This window comes from Limnoraphis robusta CS-951, from assembly GCF_000972705.2.
In genome coordinates this window covers 1-19,577 of the sequence record NZ_LATL02000242.1, presented here as the reverse complement: position 1 = coordinate 19,577, position 19,577 = coordinate 1, and the positions used below count along the sequence as shown (strand labels likewise).

The 19,577-nt window shown below is 40.5% G+C and carries 18 protein-coding genes and 2 pseudogenes; 6 read left to right on the top strand and 14 right to left on the bottom strand.

What is annotated here, in order from left to right:
- Window positions 1-138: 138 nt before the first annotated feature.
- Entirely contained in the window at window positions 139-1,311 is a 1,173-nt protein-coding gene (locus tag WN50_RS20750) for an LL-diaminopimelate aminotransferase (protein WP_046277580.1), read from the top strand.
- 319 nt (window positions 1,312-1,630) lie between these two features.
- Here WN50_RS20750 and WN50_RS35025 read toward each other — a convergent pair whose 3' ends face one another.
- The 5 genes from WN50_RS35025 to tadA all read right to left on the bottom strand — a co-directional run bounded on the left by WN50_RS35025 (window position 1,631) and on the right by tadA (window position 5,046).
- A complete protein-coding gene (locus WN50_RS35025) occupies window positions 1,631-2,008 on the bottom strand; it encodes a DUF5320 domain-containing protein (protein ID WP_162490190.1) in 378 nt (125 codons plus the stop codon).
- 203 nt (window positions 2,009-2,211) lie between these two features.
- Window positions 2,212-2,982, bottom strand: a complete 771-nt coding sequence (locus WN50_RS20745; protein WP_046277579.1) for a Uma2 family endonuclease — start codon at window positions 2,980-2,982, stop codon at window positions 2,212-2,214.
- Window positions 2,983-3,264: 282 nt separating this feature from the next.
- Entirely contained in the window at window positions 3,265-3,639 is a 375-nt protein-coding gene (locus WN50_RS20740; protein WP_046277578.1) for a hypothetical protein, read from the bottom strand.
- Window positions 3,640-3,687: 48 nt separating this feature from the next.
- Window positions 3,688-4,401, bottom strand: coding sequence for a lysophospholipid acyltransferase family protein (locus tag WN50_RS20735; protein ID WP_046277577.1), 714 nt, complete (start codon window positions 4,399-4,401; stop codon window positions 3,688-3,690).
- 183 nt (window positions 4,402-4,584) lie between these two features.
- A complete protein-coding gene (tadA, locus tag WN50_RS20730; protein WP_046277576.1) occupies window positions 4,585-5,046 on the bottom strand; it encodes a tRNA adenosine(34) deaminase TadA in 462 nt (153 codons plus the stop codon).
- 299 nt (window positions 5,047-5,345) lie between these two features.
- Between tadA and WN50_RS20725 the strand changes: the two genes are divergently transcribed.
- On the top strand, window positions 5,346-7,334 hold the full coding sequence (locus tag WN50_RS20725; RefSeq protein WP_046277575.1) for a S8 family serine peptidase: 1,989 nt from the start codon (window positions 5,346-5,348) through the stop codon (window positions 7,332-7,334).
- Between the two features lie 121 nt (window positions 7,335-7,455).
- Here WN50_RS20725 and WN50_RS20720 read toward each other — a convergent pair.
- From WN50_RS20720 to WN50_RS20685, 8 genes and pseudogenes are all read right to left on the bottom strand, one after another.
- Window positions 7,456-8,322 (bottom strand): annotated as a pseudogene (locus WN50_RS20720) (ribonucleotide-diphosphate reductase subunit beta); the annotation flags it as partial.
- A gap of 168 nt (window positions 8,323-8,490) precedes the next feature.
- Window positions 8,491-9,000, bottom strand: coding sequence for a hypothetical protein (locus tag WN50_RS20715; RefSeq protein ID WP_049560551.1), 510 nt, complete (start codon window positions 8,998-9,000; stop codon window positions 8,491-8,493).
- Between the two features lie 102 nt (window positions 9,001-9,102).
- Complete coding sequence (locus tag WN50_RS20710; RefSeq protein ID WP_235441047.1) at window positions 9,103-9,309, bottom strand: ribonucleoside-diphosphate reductase; 207 nt, start codon at window positions 9,307-9,309, stop codon at window positions 9,103-9,105.
- Window positions 9,310-9,417: 108 nt separating this feature from the next.
- Window positions 9,418-10,680, bottom strand: a pseudogene (locus WN50_RS20705) (ribonucleoside-diphosphate reductase subunit alpha); the annotation flags it as partial.
- 14 nt (window positions 10,681-10,694) lie between these two features.
- On the bottom strand, window positions 10,695-11,663 hold the full coding sequence (locus WN50_RS20700) for a GIY-YIG nuclease family protein (RefSeq protein WP_049560548.1): 969 nt from the start codon (window positions 11,661-11,663) through the stop codon (window positions 10,695-10,697).
- Window positions 11,664-11,961: 298 nt separating this feature from the next.
- Window positions 11,962-12,948 carry a ribonucleotide reductase N-terminal alpha domain-containing protein gene (locus WN50_RS20695; protein WP_046277586.1) on the bottom strand — a complete coding sequence of 329 codons (987 nt, stop codon included), beginning with the start codon at window positions 12,946-12,948 and terminating at the stop codon, window positions 11,962-11,964.
- A 232-nt stretch (window positions 12,949-13,180) separates the two neighbouring features.
- On the bottom strand, window positions 13,181-14,536 hold the full coding sequence (locus WN50_RS20690) for a leucine-rich repeat domain-containing protein (RefSeq protein ID WP_046277585.1): 1,356 nt from the start codon (window positions 14,534-14,536) through the stop codon (window positions 13,181-13,183).
- A gap of 265 nt (window positions 14,537-14,801) precedes the next feature.
- Window positions 14,802-15,428: a hypothetical protein gene (locus WN50_RS20685; protein WP_046277573.1), complete on the bottom strand. Its 627-nt coding sequence runs from the start codon at window positions 15,426-15,428 to the stop codon at window positions 14,802-14,804.
- 97 nt (window positions 15,429-15,525) lie between these two features.
- Here WN50_RS20685 and WN50_RS20680 point away from each other — a divergent pair, with 97 nt between their 5' ends.
- Entirely contained in the window at window positions 15,526-16,341 is an 816-nt protein-coding gene (locus WN50_RS20680; protein ID WP_082172507.1) for a creatininase family protein, read from the top strand.
- Between the two features lie 115 nt (window positions 16,342-16,456).
- Window positions 16,457-17,206 carry a DUF561 domain-containing protein gene (locus tag WN50_RS20675; RefSeq protein WP_046277571.1) on the top strand — a complete coding sequence of 250 codons (750 nt, stop codon included), beginning with the start codon at window positions 16,457-16,459 and terminating at the stop codon, window positions 17,204-17,206.
- Window positions 17,207-17,313: 107 nt separating this feature from the next.
- Here WN50_RS20675 and WN50_RS20670 read toward each other — a convergent pair whose 3' ends face one another.
- Window positions 17,314-17,949 carry a hypothetical protein gene (locus tag WN50_RS20670; RefSeq protein WP_046277570.1) on the bottom strand — a complete coding sequence of 212 codons (636 nt, stop codon included), beginning with the start codon at window positions 17,947-17,949 and terminating at the stop codon, window positions 17,314-17,316.
- A gap of 81 nt (window positions 17,950-18,030) precedes the next feature.
- Between WN50_RS20670 and WN50_RS20665 the strand changes: the two genes are divergently transcribed.
- Both WN50_RS20665 and WN50_RS20660 read left to right on the top strand, forming a co-directional pair.
- The gene (locus WN50_RS20665; protein WP_046277569.1) at window positions 18,031-18,690 is read left to right on the top strand and encodes a DUF2301 domain-containing membrane protein; all 660 of its coding nucleotides are present in this window, start codon (window positions 18,031-18,033) and stop codon (window positions 18,688-18,690) included.
- A 24-nt stretch (window positions 18,691-18,714) separates the two neighbouring features.
- Window positions 18,715-19,389 carry a YdcF family protein gene (locus tag WN50_RS20660; RefSeq protein ID WP_046277568.1) on the top strand — a complete coding sequence of 225 codons (675 nt, stop codon included), beginning with the start codon at window positions 18,715-18,717 and terminating at the stop codon, window positions 19,387-19,389.
- The last annotated feature ends 188 nt before the right edge of the window (window positions 19,390-19,577 follow it).

The window sequence follows — 19,577 nt, the reverse complement described above, 5'->3', positions numbered from 1 at the left end:
CTCAAATGGCTCTGAATAGCCTTTCCGTTTGAGATGTAGATTTTTTCTAATATTTCTGAAGGTTCTGGTCAAACCTTTAGCACTTAACTTTTTTTGGTATGATCTCTAGGCTATGCCATTCGACTGTTATTTGCGCTCATGCAATTTGCTAAACGTCTAGAGAAGATTCCCCCCTACTTGTTCGCTGCAATCAATCGCAAACGAGAAGAATTACTCGCCCAAGGAATAGATCTGATTAACTTGGGAGTGGGTGATCCGGACTTACCGACTCTAACTCCAGTGCTGCAAGCCATGCACGCAGCCTTAGAAGATCCTCAAACTCATAATTATCCTCCCTACCAAGGTTTGAGTGAGTATCGCCAAGCAACGGTTAGCTGGATGGAACGTCGGTTCGGGGTTATCGGACTTGATCCGCAAACAGAAGTGATTTCTTCCATCGGTTCCAAAGAAGCCATTCACAACACGGCTTTGGCTTTTGTTGAACCGGGAGATTTTACGTTAGTTCCTGATCCGGGTTATCCCGTATATCGCACTTCAACGCTGTTTGCAGACGGGGAACCCTACCCGTTCCCCCTGAAAGCTGAAAATCGCTTTCTCCCCGACTTGAGCGCTATTCCTGAAGCCGTCGCCCGCAAAGCTAAGTTACTTTGGATTAATTATCCCAATAACCCGACAGGTGCAATAGCTTCACTAGAAGATTTAGCACAAATGGTTGCTTTTTGTCAAGAGTACGATATACTTTTATGCCACGATCACGCTTATTCAGAAATTGCTTTTGATAGCTATCAACCGCCGAGTGTTTTGCAAGTTGCGGGGGCGAAAGAAATAGCAATTGAGTTTCATAGCTTATCGAAAACGTATAATATGACGGGCTGGCGAATTGGGTTTGTGGTGGGAAATGCTAAGGCAATTCAAGGGTTAACTCAAGTTAAGAGTAATGTAGATTCGGGTGTGTTTAAAGCCATTCAAAAATCAGCGATTACGGCTTATTCTATTTTACCAGAAGAACGTCAAGATTTAATTTCAATTTATCAAAAACGGCGAGATTTGTTAATTGCGGGGTTACAGTCAATGGGATGGTTAATTGAACCTCCGAAAGCAACACTGTATATCTGGGTTCCGGTACCGTCTGGTTATAGTTCTACAGAATTTGTGACGTTACTGTTAGAAAAATGTGGGATTATTGTAGCGCCGGGGAATGGTTATGGTTTGGCGGGAGAAGGGTTTGTTAGAATGGCAATTACGATTACAGAAGCCCGAATTCTAGAAGCCATTGAACGGATGAAAAAGGCGGGAATTCGTTATGTTTAAAACCTCTCCCTAACCTTTTCTTACAGGGGGAACAGAATAACCTCTCCCTAACCTTTTCTATCCCCCCTGCCCCCCTTTGAAAGGGGGGGTTAGGAGAGGGAACAGAATAACCTCTCCCTAACCCTCTCCTACAAGGCGAGGGAAAAGGATAACCTCTCCCTAACCCTCTCCTACAAGGCGAGGGAAAAGGATAACCTCTCCCTAACCCTCTCCTACAGGGGGAACAGAATAACCTCTCCCTAGCCCTCTGTTACAGAGGGAACAGAATAACCTCTCCCTAACCCTCTCCTACAAGGCGAGGGAACAGAATAACCTCTCCCTAACCCTCTGTTACAGAGGGAACAGAATAACCTCTCCCTAACCCTCTCCTACAAGGCGAGGGAACAGAATAACCTCTCCCTAACCCTCTCCTACAAGGCGAGGGAACAGGATAACCTCTCCCTAACCCTCTCCTACAAGGCGAGGGAAAAGGATAACCTCTCCCTAGCCCTCTCCTACAAGGCGAGGGAAAAGGATGATCAAGATTATTACTAATATGAGCAGGGAGTTCAATTTCAGAACTAACAAAAATAATTGTACCATCAGGCGATCGCTGACTTTCAACGATTGAGGTATTTTTAGTAATTAAAGCCTGTTGAGCGATTTGTAATGCTGCGGTGAGCGCTGTATCCTTGTTGTAGGGAATTATAAAAGACATTCATCAATACTTGAGTCCCCCCATCAGAAACTTTCCACAACGATACCATCACAGCCCTCGCCAAGGATAGAACTTTAGGACTTGGGGAAAAGTTATTAAAATCGGCTTTAACTTCTGTCAAAAACCGATCCAAATAGGAGTATTTTTAGGGGTAGATCTTTTTTCTATTTAATAGATGTCTTGGGTTGAGTGACTTATGCAACTCAGAGTGTATCCGGATCAATATTTAATTCCCGCAGTTTTGCGGCTAACTTTTCCCTTTGTTGGCGTTCAAATTCTAGTTGCTGTTGTGCAGTTTCTAATTGCTGTTGTGTAGCCTCTCGTTGTTGTTTTTCGGTTTGGGCTAATTCTTCAGCAGTTTTGGCTGATTCTTCTGGAGTTGGAACTAACATCCCCTCGGCTGTAAAAAATCTCAATTTCTGTTCATAAACTCCTAGAAAGAGTTGTAACTGTTTACTCCAAAGTCTACCCTGTTCATTGGGTAGAATTGGCTCATATTCTCCTCGCAGTAACTCAAAGCCTTGAAATTCTAATGTATGGGGAGAAAACCAAAAGTATTCAGGGGTTCGGAAGATATCTTGATAAATCTTTTTTTTCGTTGTTCGATCTACGTTGGCTGTTGATTTTGATAACAGTTCGATAATAAAATTGGGGTATTTTCCGCCTTCTTCCCAAACGACCCAACTTTGACGAGGTTTGCGTTCTGTGTCTAATACTACGAAGAAATCCGGCCCTCGAAAGTTTTGAGTTTTCTGTTGTTCTGGGCTATAATAAATGGTTAAATTTCCGGCAGCAAAATAATCATTTCTGTCTTTCCACAGCCAATCCAAACAGGTCATTAACAGCAAGAGTTGTTGTAGATGTAAATAACTTTCCAAGGGTGGCTCCTGACTTTCTAAATCACCAGAGGGGTATTCAATATCTTCAAATTCAGGTTCATGTTGGAGTGTTTCTAGATCTTGAGCAATTGTCATTGTATCCTCCAGAATATTGCTAATCGTATAATTCATCAACCTTAAAGTCTAATTTTTATTCGGACTTGGAGTTAATACAAATTGGTTATAAAGTCTCATCTTAGCACATAATAGAGAGTTAGAAAGAGTTGAGCAGGATTGTGGAGGTCAAAGAAATGGTCTTAACAGCCCAACAATTAGACGCTTGAATGCCAGATGCGTCTCAACTTGAGAGCGATGAACCGAAAGCCGAACAATTAGCCCAACAATAGCGATCGCAATTGTATTGAACCGGAATAGATTTTATCCGGTGAAAACATCAGGATAAGCTTGCCAAACTTGACGAATAAAGACTTGGAGTTTTTGATGTCCTGTAGAAGTTATTGTATTTTTTCCATCGGTGGAGTCTAACTGAACTAACAAAGGAATCACTTCGGTATCTAAAGCAGGTTGAAATAATTTTTGCGGCCAAATCAGGTCGGAACTGTCTCGTAAATCGTATAACGTTTGAGGTGGGTCATTAGAATGGTGTTCCGGTGAAAATTCGGCTAACATTAATGGACGTACCCAACAAACGTCACGGATTTTGACGACTTGAATGACTTCTGCATAGAGATGATGAGGGTGATGATCGAGTCTGACAATTTGACCCGATTGAAAGGGAGAACTAGAGTCCATTGTTACTCAGGGAAACAAGATCTACAGGATCAATTTTGAATAATAATCTTACCGTTGATCAAGATCGGTTAAAGCAGTTGTTAAGTCGGTAATTAGATGTTTTGCATTTTGTTTAGCCGACGAACCCTGACAATAGTTTGCCACCGCTAAAGGAGAACCGATATTAACCCTCGCCCGACACCGCCAGCGAGGAACCAGAGGCGTGTAATGAATGGAAATCGGTACAATTTGAACGTTGAGGTTCGGTTGACTGGCTTCGGCTTGTAGGGCTAAACGGGCTAATCCGGGCTTGAGACAATGAACTTGATCATCTTGGAAAATATTGCCTTCTGGGAAAATCACCATCATTTCGCCGTGACGCAGCAATTCTACCCCGTGCCGAAATGTTGCTAAACCGGGTTGTCGAGGGTTAACAGCAAATCCTCCTAAGCGACGGATAAACCACCCCTGTAGGCCTTTTATTTCGTCTTCTGTTACCATAAATCGTAAATCCCGTCCTGAAACACAACGGCCCGTTGCGTAAGGCATAATTAAAGCATCCCAACGCGAACGATGGGTGGGTGCGAGAATTACTGGCCCGGTTCTGGGAAGATTTTCTTGGCCGATGACTTCTATTTTTCGGAAGTAAGAGGGCAGAATCAAGGCACGACCAAGGGGATAAGCCAGACTCGCTAACCAGGGGGAGACGCGAGAGATTGTGAATTTTCCCTTTGGAGAGATTGGCATTTCGAGGCGTGATTCTTTTAAGTCAAGTGTCATCATAAGTGCTTCAGTATTGGATCGACTTCTAGACTCTAAGGTATAATTTTTACCCCTTGCTGTCGTTCATCTGAATGACACTTCTCACACTGTCTTTTGTTAGAAGATGGGGTGGCAGCTACAAGTACAGCTTTGAGAGTTGAGCCTTTGATTAATCTTTTTTTAACCTTTTACCGTGAAATGATACTAACGGCGTTGGGCGAACCACGATTGTAATTGTTGCCGACAAGCAGACTCCAAAATGCCCCCTAACACCAGCAGACGGTGGAAGGAATAGGCACTGTCAGGAATATTGGCAACTGTGCGAATTGTACCAGTCTTTGGATCGTCTACTCCATAGACGAGTAGGTGAATTCGGGCTTGCACAATGGCTCCGGCACACATTGGGCAAGGCTCCAGGGTAACATAGAGAGTACATTGGTTGAGATGCCAATTTTTTAACGTTTGGCCTGCCCTTCGCAATGCTAAAATCTCTGCATGAGCGGTCGGATCACAGTCGCGTTCTCGTCGATTTTCTGCTTCTGCGAGGAACTGACCTTGAGGATCAATGATCACGGCACCGACGGGGACTTCCCCTGCAACTCCTGCGGCTTCAGCGAGTTCTAAGGCTCGTCTCATCCAGTGGCAATGAGTTTTATAGCAATCCATAGAAATTCTACAGTGGAATGAAAAGGACGGTTTTTAGAATTATTGATCTAACTGTTCACCTCGTTTTTAAAATAGAAATAGATAGGCTGTTGTTGATCGAGTTGTGAGTGAGAACTTAGATTTAAAAACAGCCTAAGTGTTTATCTCTATCAAATCTGAGCGGATGATTGGGTGAGGAAGTGAGTATAAATCTTCACTTCTGGGTGTTTGAGGCATGACTTTCCTGTATTTATTCGGAAGCATTCGCTATATTCCAGAAAATCCATAGAACTTCCCCATTAACGAGTTAGGATAATCTCATGTTTAATTTCCTCGAAGATGGCTTTGTTTTAGAAGACAGAGCCAATCCATTGATGGTTTCTTCTGATTTATATTCTGATGATTCTCATCGGTTCGCGAGTTCAACGGTTCTAGAGTTTCAACAGAGTAATACGGGAAATGATAACCTGTTTGGGAGTGATTTTAATGAGACGTTGCTGGGTGGAGAAGGAGAGGATCTTCTCAGTGGGAATGGGGGAAATGATCAACTTTCGGGTGATTCGGGTAATGATACATTAATCGGGGGTTTAGGGGATGATTTTATCGTTGGGCAAGAAGGAAATGATTTATTAGAGGGGGGTGTGGGGATAGATTTTCTGCTGGGGGGTTTAGGAGAAGATACTCTGGTTTTAATGGATGAAACTGCTGCTAATTTAAGGGTTTTTGCGGATTTGATTGTCGATTTTGATCCGGTATCCGATTGGATTAAATTACCGGATGATTTACCCGAATCTAATCTTCTTCTTGAACCTGTTTTTACGGAAACTGGGGAAATTAATACTTTGATTATCAATCGCCAATCTAATATCACATTGGCTTCTGTTTTGGGCGTTATACCGACACAATTAAATGCTCGTTTTATTGCCACTGCTACCGCCTCAGATTCTCCTTTAAGTTTAGCCACTGACTTAGGAACATTAGGAAGCGTTACCGTCAGTGAATTTGTGGGAGATTTAGCACCGCAGGATATTTATCGTTTTCATCTTGATGTTGATAGCGATATTAATATTGTTCTTGAGGGTTTGAGTGCCGATGCAGATGTGGCACTTTTGCAAGATATTAATAACAATCAAGAGGTTGATATTACGGATATTATTAATAGCTCTCAACAGCCTTATGATTTTCCTGAATCTATCTCGAATAATGCTTTACCTGCGGGAACTTATTACGTTGTTGTTTATCAATATGAGGGCGAGACGGGTTATAATCTAAACATCTCAGCAACCGCCAATCAACAATTAAAAAATTCGGTGATCCTTGAAAGTTATGATAGCCGTTTTGGCTATGGTTTAGTGGATGCTTCTGCGGCGGTTTCTCAGAGTATTGGAGTGCCTGAATTTCCAGAGATTCCAGACTTAGGCGGAAATGACTGGGGACGTGATTTAATTGATGCGCCGGAAGTTTGGACGCAGGGAATAACGGGAGAAAATGTGGTTGTTGCGGTGATTGATAGTGGGGTTGATTACAATCATCCTGATCTGTTTGCTAATATTTGGAGTAATCAGGATGAAATTGCGAATAATGGTATTGATGATGATAATAATGGCTATGTAGATGATAGTCGAGGTTGGGATTTTGTCAATCAAGATAATCAGCCGATGGATTTTAATAATCATGGGACTCATGTGGCTGGAATTATCGCCGCAACGATTGATGGAGTGGGAATTACAGGGGTTGCTCCGAACGCTGAAATTATGCCTGTACGGGTGTTAGATGAGAATGGGTTTGGTAAGGTTAGTGAAGCTTTAGCAGGGATTCGTTATGCGGTTGAAAATGGGGCAGATGTGATTAATCTTAGTTTAGGCGGAAATGATTATGTCAGTGAGGTTTTAGATACGATTAGTTGGGCGGTTCAACAGGGGGTTGTGGTGGTGGTTGCGGCGGGAAATGAAAGTCTAACTTTTCCTTCCTATCCCGCACGTTTTGCGAATCAATTTGGCATTGCAGTCGGATCTGTTGATGACAATAATCGACTTTCAAATTTCTCAAATAGGGCTGGAATTTTACCGCTTGATTATGTGGTTGCACCGGGAGGAGATGGCGGTTTTTCAGATGTTGGGGATATTTATTCAACGGTACCGCTAGCATCCTCTACAATTCCCTATCGATTCTTTTCAGGAACCTCTATGGCGACGCCACACGTTTCGGGAGTGGTGGCGTTGATGTTGCAAGGGAACCCAAATTTGACACCGACTCAAGTGGAAGAGATTCTCATTCAAACTGCGGATCATTCGACAACGGTGGCCTAATCTAAATAAAACTCCCCCAGTACGAATACCAGGGGATCATAGGGGGAACTCAATCAACCTTTGATCGTATTTTGAACTAAAGAAGCCCTTTATGTCTTCATCCAAAAGGATTAGATTTCAGTTAAATTTCATCCCAACCGCCTACTCCGGAAGACATGACATAACTGGTGACACTGGCTTCAAAGAAGTTAGCTTTGGTATGGGCTTCTTTTTTGGTATCTGAAAATCGTTCGAGATGACTGTAGGGACTTTTGTTGTATCGAGGTTCAGTATAGAGGGGTTTTAAACCAATTGAACGTAATCGAGCATTGGCGAGATATTTGGTGTATTGTTCGGTGCTGGTATCGGTAATTCCTAATATATTATTACCGACAATGTGATTTGTCCAGCGACATTCATGTTGTACTGCGGTGTCAAACATTTCATAAATTTGTTCGACGGAATGGGAAAAGATTTGTCTGGCTTCGGGAATTAATTTTTGGAACAAACGCACATGAGAAAGTTCATCCCGGTTGATCATTTTGAAAATATCTGCTGATCCTGGCATTAACATTCGGGAAGCTAAGTTATAGAAATAGATAAACCCATTATAAAAGTAGAGTCCTTCGAGTAAAAAGTCGGCGAGTAAAGCGACAAAATAGTTCTCAGAGGTGGGATTATCGATGTAGTTTTGATAGAATCGGGCAATGAATTCACAGCGATCGCGTAAGACGGCATCTGTGCGCCAAAATTCATAAACAAAAGTTCGGCGATCTGGGGGAATAATCGTTTCGATCATGTATTGATAGCTTTGGTTGTGCATGGCTTCTTGAGACACTTGTTCAGCCATACACAAACTAATTTCGGGCGCAGTTACACTACTTTTGAGGTGTGGAATATTGCAGGTTTGAATGGAATCTAAAAACGTCAAGTAAGATAAAATTCCATCAAATGCCCGACGTTCATCTGTGGTTAAATTCCCATAATCAACCACATCTTGAGTAATGTCTAATTTTTCGGGTCATTGTGTTCGGTAAAGTTCGCTTTTGCTTTACCCGCTTTATTCAAGCTGCTGTATGTCACCATACAGATCGGACTATATCATCATCTAAATATTTAGATGTCCCCCGCTTCGACTGTCAATCGCTTACAGCCTACACCCAATTCGGGTTAGTCTCTACACCTTCTCGTTTTTTGCGAGCTTGGCACGGTATTGTCTGTGGTGCAGAATTCTATGGCAGTTAGAACACAAAAGAACGCACTTGTCTAATTCCTCAAAAACTTTCTTTTTCTTTAACATCAACATATCGGATGGAGTGTACTCCTTTTCCTCTGGATTGATGTGATGGAAGTCAAAAGCTGCTATGGTTTCTTCTGATGCTACAAATCCGCATTCCACACAGCGCCCTCCTTTATAAAGACAAAACTCAAGTTTTCTTTTATTTTTAAACTGAGCATCCCTATATTGTTGAAGGTATTGCCTATTATAAGCGGATATTTTTTCTTGGTTTCTTTCAACATAAGCTTTGACTGTTGCTTTGCCTCGACTTGATGCGTAGTATTCTTTTTTGTACTTACAAGTACAGGTTTTGCATCTTGCCGCTCTTCCGCTTTTCAGTCTGCCATCTTTATGAAACTCAGAAATCGGTTTAGTAACACTACATTTTGTGCAAGTCTTGACTTCCATTTGCTACATATTGCAATAGCTTTTCCCAATTATAACAAGTTTTATTTCGGAATAGACCTACAGAGTTCCACCGTTTTCAAGGGATTTAGTCTGGGCTGCCCTTTAATTAACCCAGAAGTTTTCGCGCATTTGTTTGTACAAACCAACTGCCCAAGGGTATCGGACATCATTTAATTGCATGAGGTTGGTTGTGTCTCCAAACCAAATCGAACGGTTTTCGACATGATCATTCCCATCCGGGTTAAAGATCGGATTAATGGGCATTTTTGAGGTGGATTTGCTGTTGAAAGCGTCTAGGGTTGTTGTCATGGTTTGTGAGTAAATTTGAGTGATGTTCGAGTTGATAGGTTTGAGTGAATCGCCGTTAGCTGTTTGAGTTGAAATAACCTGTTTTACAACTAACGACTAATCTTGTGACTAATTTGCACAAGCGGCGCAGGTTTCATCGGCTTCTTTGAAGCTGTCACGCTGTACCGTTCTAATATAATAGATCGCTTTACAGCCTTCTTGCCACGCCAGAACTAAAGTTTCAAAAATATCTTTAGCTTTGATGCAACGTTCGGGTTCATCAGGAAAATAAACCCCTTGATTTAAGTTAAAAATCAACTCCATTGAAATTCCCGTATCAATCCATTTTTGAATGGTGGCGACGGCTTTCACAACAGTTTGTTGGTTAAGGGTTTTATTCTCGGGGTAAAACCAGAAATAATCTCGGATAAAGGGCGGTGCGATTGGGACAGTTCCTTTTGCCCATTTGTCATAGAAAAAGCGACTATAACAGGGTAAAATACTGGCGGTACAGCCTTGAACTAAGGATGAGGAAGTATTGGGGGCAATGGCGGTAATATGAGAGTTTCTAATGCCGTATTTTTGGATATCTAAACTCAATTGTTGCCAACGTTCTTTTCTGTGGGCATTCTCCAAAAACCATTCTACAGGTTTCGCCCCGATTAACTTTCCTTCACTCCAAGAACTGCCTGCAAAAGCAGGATAAGCACCCCTTTCTTTTGCTAATTCCATTGAGGTTTTTGTGCAGTAATAGCCAATATCTTCAAACAGATGACTAATGGTGTCTAAATCTTGATAAGAACGTTTGTTTTTGGCTAACCAATCGGCTAATCCCATCGCCCCTACACCGATGGTTCGGTATTTGATATTGTGAATTTTGCTGTCTTCAAAGGGAGGACAAGTTAACTCAATGGTGTTATCTAGTAAACGCACCGCAATTTCACAAATTTCTGCTAATTCTTCCTCCTCCAGATAGGCTAAGTTTAAACTATTTAAGTTGCAAGTATGGGCTTCTTTTCCTGGAGAAACATTTGACCAACTTTCCTGACATAAATTACCCCCTGGAATATACCCTTCATGGGAATTAGGATTAGCGCGATTTGAAGTATCTTTAAACCAGAGATAGGGCATCCCGGTTTCAACTTGCGATCGCATCATGGTTTTAAACAGTTCTCTAGCATTGATTTTCTTGTAGAGTGTTAAGGTTTTGTCTAAGTTTTCTTCAATTTCTTGATAAGCAAACTCAAACTTTTCACCCCACAATTCTGCCAGTTCTATTCCTAATTTTGTTCGCACTTCATAAGGGTCAACCAGCGTCCATTCTTCTTTAGCAATCACCCGACGCATAAACTCATCAGGTATCACTAATTGGGGAAAAATATCATAAGCTTTACGACGTTGATCCGTTAATGTTCATCTTGATTCGCGACATCAAGACTGTCTTCCCAGTAACTCCAAATGTAGCCGTATGCTTTTTGTCTTTGACCTTTACAACACATACAAATTTTTGAAGCTGAAGCAGCTTTAACAAATTTTGCGGCTTGAGTCATGCTTTCAAAAATATCTAGCACTTTATGGGTTTCCAGACAAATCATTGCGACTTGTTTCTTGTTTAGATTTTGGCTAGAAGCACCTTTAGCAATTTCCAAAATTTTATACATTGATAGACCCGTTTTTTCTTGGGCTTCTGTCCGAGAACTGTATAAAACTCCGTCAATTTCTATGGGTTTTCTACCAATTCTAAAACGCAAAACTTCTTCTAGAGTTACATGATCTCTTCCTAACTTATTCCTGGTATTTAAAAGTTCATCTCTGGTAAGATTATACTTTTTGCAGGCTTGTTTATAGGAAGAAAATGTCTCATTATTAAAGTGAACTACCTTGGGATTCCTAACCAAATTTTTTCTTTCTGTTTCACCTTGACCTTTGTTTGAAGGTTGTTCAACCCATTGATAATCAATAAGATTTAATTTAACTCTTCGATCAAGTTTATTTCTCGTGTACCCTAAACAGATAGCTGCTTCAGAAATTGAGGAATAAATGATTCCGTTAATCTCTATAGCTTTAGCACGAGGTTTTATTTTAGGAGGTTTACCACCGCCCAGACAAAGATTGTAAGTGTTTTTACTTTTTACAAACTCTTTGTCAACTATTTTGGCTTCAGCTTTTAAAGCATCTTCCTCGGAGTCAAAGGCTTGGAGAATTTCAAATTGTACATTTTCCTTGCCATATTTTTGAATTGCAGCACCGATAGCACTTCTATATTTTGAAGATGGATTACAATGATGACTCCATCTTTCTTGAGGGTTATCGGTAACTCCAATGTAAATTTTTTGGTTAGGAGTCGTAATTTTGTAAAGGTAGAACTGAGACATTGAAGACAACTTACACTTTCATGTAAGACCAGACTATATCTTTATCCTGTAAGAATTTTGAGATTTTACTACAGGATACCTCCTACTTCCACTCGCTTGAGTGTACTTCCGTTTGGAATAGTCGTTGAACCCGATCCATTTAACAGAATCTCGGCTGCTGATTGCCCATTGTTTCATCTGTTTTATTTTTAAACGTTCACACTGACTATTTCTAGTTATGTTGTCGTTAAAACAGCTTTAGGGTTTCCCAGCAATTCAGGAGGTGCATTTATATCATTACTGATATAAAGGGCTAATATTAACCATTTTCCGTTTGCATTTCTAGAAATTCTGGCACATCTAAATGCCAAACATCTAAGCTAATTGTAATAGCCCCGGCTCGACGTCCGCCTTGATTCACTGCGATCGCGGTATCATTTAATAATTTAATCCAAGGAATCACCCCTCCCGAAGTATTTGCTTTACCCATTACCCAACTTCCAGTCGCACGAACTCGGCTGACATTTGTACCAACACCACCACCATTTTTAGAGATTCTAGCGGCATCTTTGATGGTATCAAAAATACTCTCTAAGTTATCATCCATGCTGGTAATAAAACAGCTACTGAGAGAACCTTTAGGAATTCTGAGATTGCCTAAAATTGGCGTAGCTAAGGAAATTTTCCGCTTGGCGATCGCTTCATAAAATTGTCTCGCCCAAAATAATCGCTTTTCTGGTTTTTCTACGACAGCTAACAGCAACGCACAGGTTAATAAGGCTTCTTGCGGCAATTCGTCCGTCAACAAATAGCGCTTTGTCAACAACACCGCCCCGGCATAATCATAATCTTTATCCCATTCTGGATCGATCCAAGTTCCGGCTTGTTGCAGTTCTTCTTTGGTGTAAGTTAATATTCTTGAATCATATTCGTGATGCTTGACTTTTGATTCAACGGTGCGGGCATAGTCTTCGTAGCGATAGCCTCGGTGGGCGAGTGTATCTTTCCACAAACTCCAGATGTGCAACCTCCCCGCTACATAACGCCAGTCGGGTTCTGAGGGGCTACACAACTCTAACGCACAGTTGATCAGGTTGTCTTGAATTTCTCGGGTTGTCACCCCATCTCGCAGACGAGTGGTTAACCCGGCTTCTAGGGTGATCGGGTTGGCGTCTAAGCTCTCACAAGCCCAATTCACGACTTTACGGATTTTTGAGATGTCCAAGTCGGCTCGTGATCCATCTCGCCGGATCACTTGAATTTCGCTCTTTGTTGAGGGAATGGCCGTTGGGTATAGGGTCTGCATACTCAAACTTCTTCAATTTAATGACATTTTTCCAATGTACTGCATAATCCATATTTAGTGATAGTCGTTGACAAACTAAAATTTTTGCGCTATATTTGGTGTAACTAAAAGTATAACTAAAGGTAGATTTTTTTTAAATTCTGTATACCTGTATACGCAAAAAACCTTGACTGATGAATCAAGGTACGTGATTCGTGTATTCTAGCGATCGCAAACGGTTTAAATTACGGTTTTAGAATTGACAGACTGATTTGGGTGTAACTGGACATTCTTTCTTTTCGATGGGATTTTCTTGTAAACCCAAATAAGTGAGATTTTTTAAGGGAGAAAGTGATTCTATATTTTTAATTTGATTGTTCCAGAGGTTGAGTTCAGTTAAACTGGTTAAATTAGCTAAGGGTTTGACATCGGTAATCTTATTTTCATCTAAATACAATATCACCAGTTTTGTTAAATCAGAAAGGGGTTTGAGATCGCTAATTTCGTTTTTACTTAAGCCGATTCGAGTGATATTTTCGAGATCAGATAGAGGTTTTATATCACTAATTTGATTATCAATTAAGTTCAAATCTTCTGTTAAGTTTGTGAGTGAACTTAACGGTTTTATATCCGAGACTTGATTACTTCTCAGTTGTAAGGTTTGCAAGTCTTTTAAACTAGAAAGGGGTTGAATATTAGTGATTTGGTTTTCACTCACACTTAAGACTTCGAGTTGGGTGAGTGAGGATAAATCCGTTAAATCAATCAGTTTATTGCTATCGAGGTTGAGTTCTTTTAAATTGCTGAGATTAGACAAATAATTTAGATCTTCAATTTGGTTGGCTTTTAAATTTAATTGCGTTAAATTATGAAGTTCGGATAAATCAGTTAGATTACTAATTTTATTTCCATTTAAACTGAGTTGAGTTAAATTATCGAGATTAGCAATCACACTTAAATCTTTAATTTGATTTTCACTGAGACTCAAAATCGTTAACTTATTGAGTTCAGAAAGGGGGCTAATATCGCTAATTTGATTACTATCTAAACTGAGTTCAGTTAATCCTGATAGGTTAGAAAGAGGACTGATATCTTCAATCTGATTTTTGTAAAGAAGTAAAATTTGAAGATTCGGTAAGTCAGTCAGAGGACTTAAATCTTGAATGAGATTACTACTAAGATTAAGTCGTGTTAAATTGGTTAAAGTCGATACATGAGTTAAGTCTGTGATTTGATTTTCACTGAGGTTAAGACGGGTAATATGAGATAATGTGATTAACGGAGAAAGATCACTAATTTTGCTCCGACTGAGATCAAGTTCTGTGACTTCCAAGAGACTTTTTTGAGCTAATTTACAATCCGTTACCCCAGCAACTTGTAACAAAATATTAACCGTTTGTTGAGCCTCTAAAGCCAAACTTTCACGACTCGAACACCAATCCGCAAAGGTACGATAATCTTTAACTTGCGGTGAGGAAGTCGGTTGGGGGAGGGACTCAGAAACCGGAGGTAGCATCGTTTCAAGTACCGAACAATTAGAGACTCCTAAACCCAAAGCAAACACCACAGACAATCGAGTTCCAACTTCAAGAGGTTTAAATTTAAACACATTTACCTCCACACTAACTTATTCTGATTCATCATTTTATCAAATCTCCTGACTCAACAGATTGCTGTTTTGATCATTATTCCATATTTTTGACATATAGTGTATTCTTTCCATCAGTTCTTGGTTGAGATCAACTGTAGAGCTTGATGATGTCATCTCTACTCATTTCTTCTCGTTCATTAACAATAGCCAGTGAACCTATGTCACTTTTGAGGAGGAGTTCCTTCAGTGTGAGAATTTCTTCCATAACTCAGATTATACTTGATCAGGTTGATTCTAGCTTATCAGATATTTTCTCAAAAATACCATCAGATAAAATTCCTAATATTTTGTTAACATTACTGACGAAATATTCTACTAAATCAATTTCTACTGTATGATTTTGGAGTCGAATAAACTTCCAAGCACTTCCTGTTGTGACGGCTCCAAAAATCGTTTTAATCTGATTTTCTTCTTTTTCATTAAAAAATTGAGCTGCAACCATTTCAGCAATACATTGACCTAAACCTGCATTCAAATTTTCTTTTTTAGCTTCCACGATCAGAATAACCGGAGCCTTAATCATCAAAAGTTCAGGAGAACGACTCATTAAAAAAGCACAGATTCCTTTTAAACCTTGTTCTTCATCAACATTAAATTCTATTCCTGAAAATAAGCTAATTTGAGAATTTAACTGTTTTCTCAGTTCAATGATAACTGGAGCAATAATCATCTCTGAACGGGCTTTTTCGCTGTTACTCGCTAGGGCTAACGGAATATTATATTCTAAAGTGTCTCTCAAGTATTGACTAGATTCTAACTCAGGAGTATTGCTGAATAAATGTAACTGTTCGGAGAGTTGCAAGTTAAACTGTTTAATCACTGTGTTGAGTGTAAAATCGCTGTAAGCCATATTGTAATCCTTTCCTGTTGAGATTTAACCGGGTTTATACTATCATAGACAATAACAAAAATCTCCTGAAATATCCACCAATAAATTCTCAGTAATGATGCACAACTTTATTCCGCCTGAACGTTTTTTCCCCTACTTAACCTGGACAGAAATAAACGAAATGTCCGATCAAGAAAATGTAGTGATTATTCAACCAATTGGTTCGATAGAACAACATGGCCCCCATTTACCTTTAATCGTTGATTCTGCCATTGCAACGGCGGTAACAGGTCAAGCTTTAGCCAAACTTAATCCTAATATTCCCGCCTATGCCCTGCCCACATTATATTATGGCAAATCGAACGAACATTGGCATTTTCCCGGTACAATCACCCTGAGCAGTAACACCCTTTCTCTGGTATTAATCGAAATGGCAGAAAGTATTTATCGAGCCGGATTTAGGAAATTAGTGTTTATTAATGCTCACGGAGGACAACCGCAAATTTTAGAGATGGTGGCGCGAGATTTGCATCAAAAGTATGAAGATTTTATGATTTTTCCCTTATTTGTCTGGCGAGTTCCGAATGCAGCAACCGAATTATTAACCCCAAAAGAGTTAGAATATGGAATACACGCCGGAGATGCAGAAACCAGTGTCATGCTGTCAATTTTTCCCGAACAAGTAAGAACAAATAAAGTCGTTTGTGAATATCCTCACGATTTACCAGAAAATAGTATGCTGAGTATGGAGGGAAAATTGCCGTTTGCTTGGGTAACACGAGATTTAAGCAAAAGCGGGGTTTTAGGAGATGCAACCGTTGCAACACCAGAAAAAGGTGAACAGATTTTAGACTCTTTGAGCGAGAGTTGGGTACAAGTCATTGCAGATATTTACAACTTTCGTCAACCGAGGCGTTATCATTTCAAAGAATAAATCGAGAAGCTAACCCCGTTAACTCCATCAAAAATTTCTCTGTATCACAAATATCTGTTGTGAGCCGAAACTATGTAACAATGAATTCTACGAAAGTTTAGGCTGAGGTATCAATATGCTCAACAATTCTACAGTGAAACAAGCTCTCAACCAAGGTAAAGCCCTGAAGGTGATTAGCGGCTTGATGAACTTTGATATCCAACGGGTTGCAGCTACAGTGAAAGCAGCGACTCAAGGGGGTGCAACCTTTGTTGATATCGCGGCGGATGTCAATTTGGTACGGATGGTGCGGAATTTAACTCATCTCCCCATCTGCGTTTCAGCCGTTGAAGCCGCTAAATTTGTTCCCTGCGTGGAGGCGGGTGCTGATTTAATTGAAATTGGGAACTTTGATGCGTTTTACGCCCAAGGACTGCGGTTTGAGGCTGAAGACGTGTTAAGACTCACCGAACAAACCAGACAGCTTCTCCCCCATATTACCCTGTCTGTAACCGTTCCCCACATTCTCTCACTCGATCAACAAGTTCAACTCGCCCTAGACTTAGTGGAAGCGGGCGCTGACATCATCCAAACCGAAGGCGGTACCAGTTCCCAACCCGTTCATCCGGGTACCTTGGGTTTAATTGAAAAAGCGTCTCCCACGCTAGCCGCAGCCTATGAAATTTCTCGGGTGGTATCCGTCCCCCTGTTGTGTGCGTCTGGACTTTCTAACGTCACCGCACCCCTAGCTATTGCAGCCGGGGCTTCCGGTATTGGTGTCGGTTCGGCTATCAACCGCCTGAATGATGAAGTTGCAATGGTTGCGGCGGTTCGGAGTTTAGTCGAAGCCTTAGCAACCGTTAACCCTGCGGGTGTTCCAGCTTAGAGAAGAAAAACCATCGAGACACAAAGAAAACGCAAGAATTAATCTTCGTGTCTTTGTGTCGATCGTGGTTAGTTTACCCCATCAAAAAGTCGTGCATCTCTACCTATTTACATATAGTTCAAGAACCACATCAAATAATCTTCCACCAGTTCATAGTTGGGAGAATTTTCATCCGTGACTTCTAAATCAGCCAACGGCAGAATAAATGTTTTTTGATCACTAACCCGTTGAACTTCCACTAACAAACCATCGACTTCTGAAAACTTCTCTCCAAATTTACCCAACATAAAAACATCGGTGTAAGACGGTTGAGTTTTTTTGAGTTTTTCATACTTCGTTTGAGAACCTTCTCCAAATAGATAATCTTCTTCCCACAAAAATTCTTCAGTTCCCGTCAAATAACAAGGCTTTTGAAGATGTTTTTTGAGATATTTTAGATATCGACTCAAGTTGGCTTCATCTACATCAAGTTCTTTAGTTCCTAGAATCTTTTCGACTCTCGCTTCAAATTCTTCTCGATCAACCTCTCCGAATTCTTGCATCAATTTGTCAGGATCGAGTAATCCTAACGTCTCCATTTGTTCGAGAACGTTTTCCATTGACAACATTAAATGTTGTTGCGAGTTTCCTTTACTTCTATTGTTCGATCCTGTTAAAATGGTCTCATCTATTTGAATCGGTTGCATTTCTTCGGGTTCAAGCGGTAGCTGAAGTTTTCTATTTTTCTGATAAGATTTAGACATTATATTCTCACCTGACACAAATTGAGTGACTGAGTATATTGTGATATGACGACTGGAACCATTAACCAGTAGGAGACAACGATGACACAACAACTGCACTCATTAAAACCAGAAGTCTATCAAGGGCAGTTCGGCGAATTTACCATTACCGATCGCGATCGTATCGGTGTCATTATTTACCGTACTGGCTTAATGATAGCAGCCCTATGCTTTGCTGTAGGCACAGGGTTAATATTATGGCAACCTACTAACCCCCTTGTCCTACAAGCCTTAACCCCGCTTTATTTTTGTTTTTGGTTAAGCCTGGGTGTCAGCTTATTCACGATTCATATCTATCTCGCCATTTTACACCGAGTTTTACAACTTTTTTGGTTGATTGGTGGGGTAACGGCTGCTGTTTTAGCTTTCCAAAGTCCTGAACCCTTAGCCCTAACCGTTTACCATCAACCTTTAAGTTTACTGGGAATTGGCTTTACCTTCGCGGCTGTCACCGGAATTTACTTCAAAGAAGCATTTTGTTTTAACCGTTTAGAAACTAAGCTATTAACCCCTTTAGTGCCATTACTTTTGTTAGGATTTATTGCGGGAATTTGGTCGGTGATGAATCAAAAGTTTTTACTGTTTTTCTGGGCCATTCAATTTATTATTTTTGCCCTGCGTAAAGCTTTTCAAGCCATCCCCGACGATATCGGAGATAAAAGTGTATTTGACTATCTCCACGCCCAACGTGCTAAAGCCTAAACTCCTCTCGCTGAATTGAGTAGAATGTTCTCTCTGTTTAACTGCAAAAAACTTCAGAAATTACACCTAGTTCAGCGTCAAGAAATTTGGACACTCACCCTCAAAGGGTGGGTTCTTACCTTGTTGTTTTTGATGACAATGACTCTGATTTCATTTTTCAATCTCTATCCTTTTCTCGCCGTTAACGCTGCCATCCAAGCTGATGCTTTAGTGATTGAAGGATGGATGCCGGATTATGCCATAAAAGCGGCTTTAGTCGAATTTGAAAAAGGCTCTTATCAAAAAATTATCACGACGGGAGTTCCTCTGTCAAAAGGATACTATTTAGCCGAATACAAAGACTTTGCTAACCTCACCGCAGCCACTTTTATTAAACTGGGTTTAGATGAAACTCAAGTGATTGCCGTTCCCGCCTCTAAAACCCTTCGCAACCGTACAGATACCACCGCTATGGCGCTGCGAGACTGGCTACAAACTTCGGATTTAAACATTAAATCTATTAATCTTTTCTCATTAGGGCCTCATGCCCGTCGCAGTTGGATGATTTTTAAAAAATCTCTTTATCCTGAGATTGAAGTTGGGATTGTTTCTATTAAATCTGAAGACTATAATGCTGAAAAATGGTGGCTTTCTAGTGAGGGATTTCGGACTGTAATTTCAGAATTTATTGCTTATTTTTATGTCTTGTTCGTTCAATAATGATAACATAACTAAGATGTATGATATCATTGGGTTGATGGGGAAATTCACCACCAAGACACCAAGACACAAAGCTTGTTGATGGGGAAATTCACCACCAAGACACTAAGACACAAAGTAAGTCACCAGTCAGCGTAGGGGCGGGTTCTATGCCAATATATGTCTGTTATCAATAACCTATATGAACC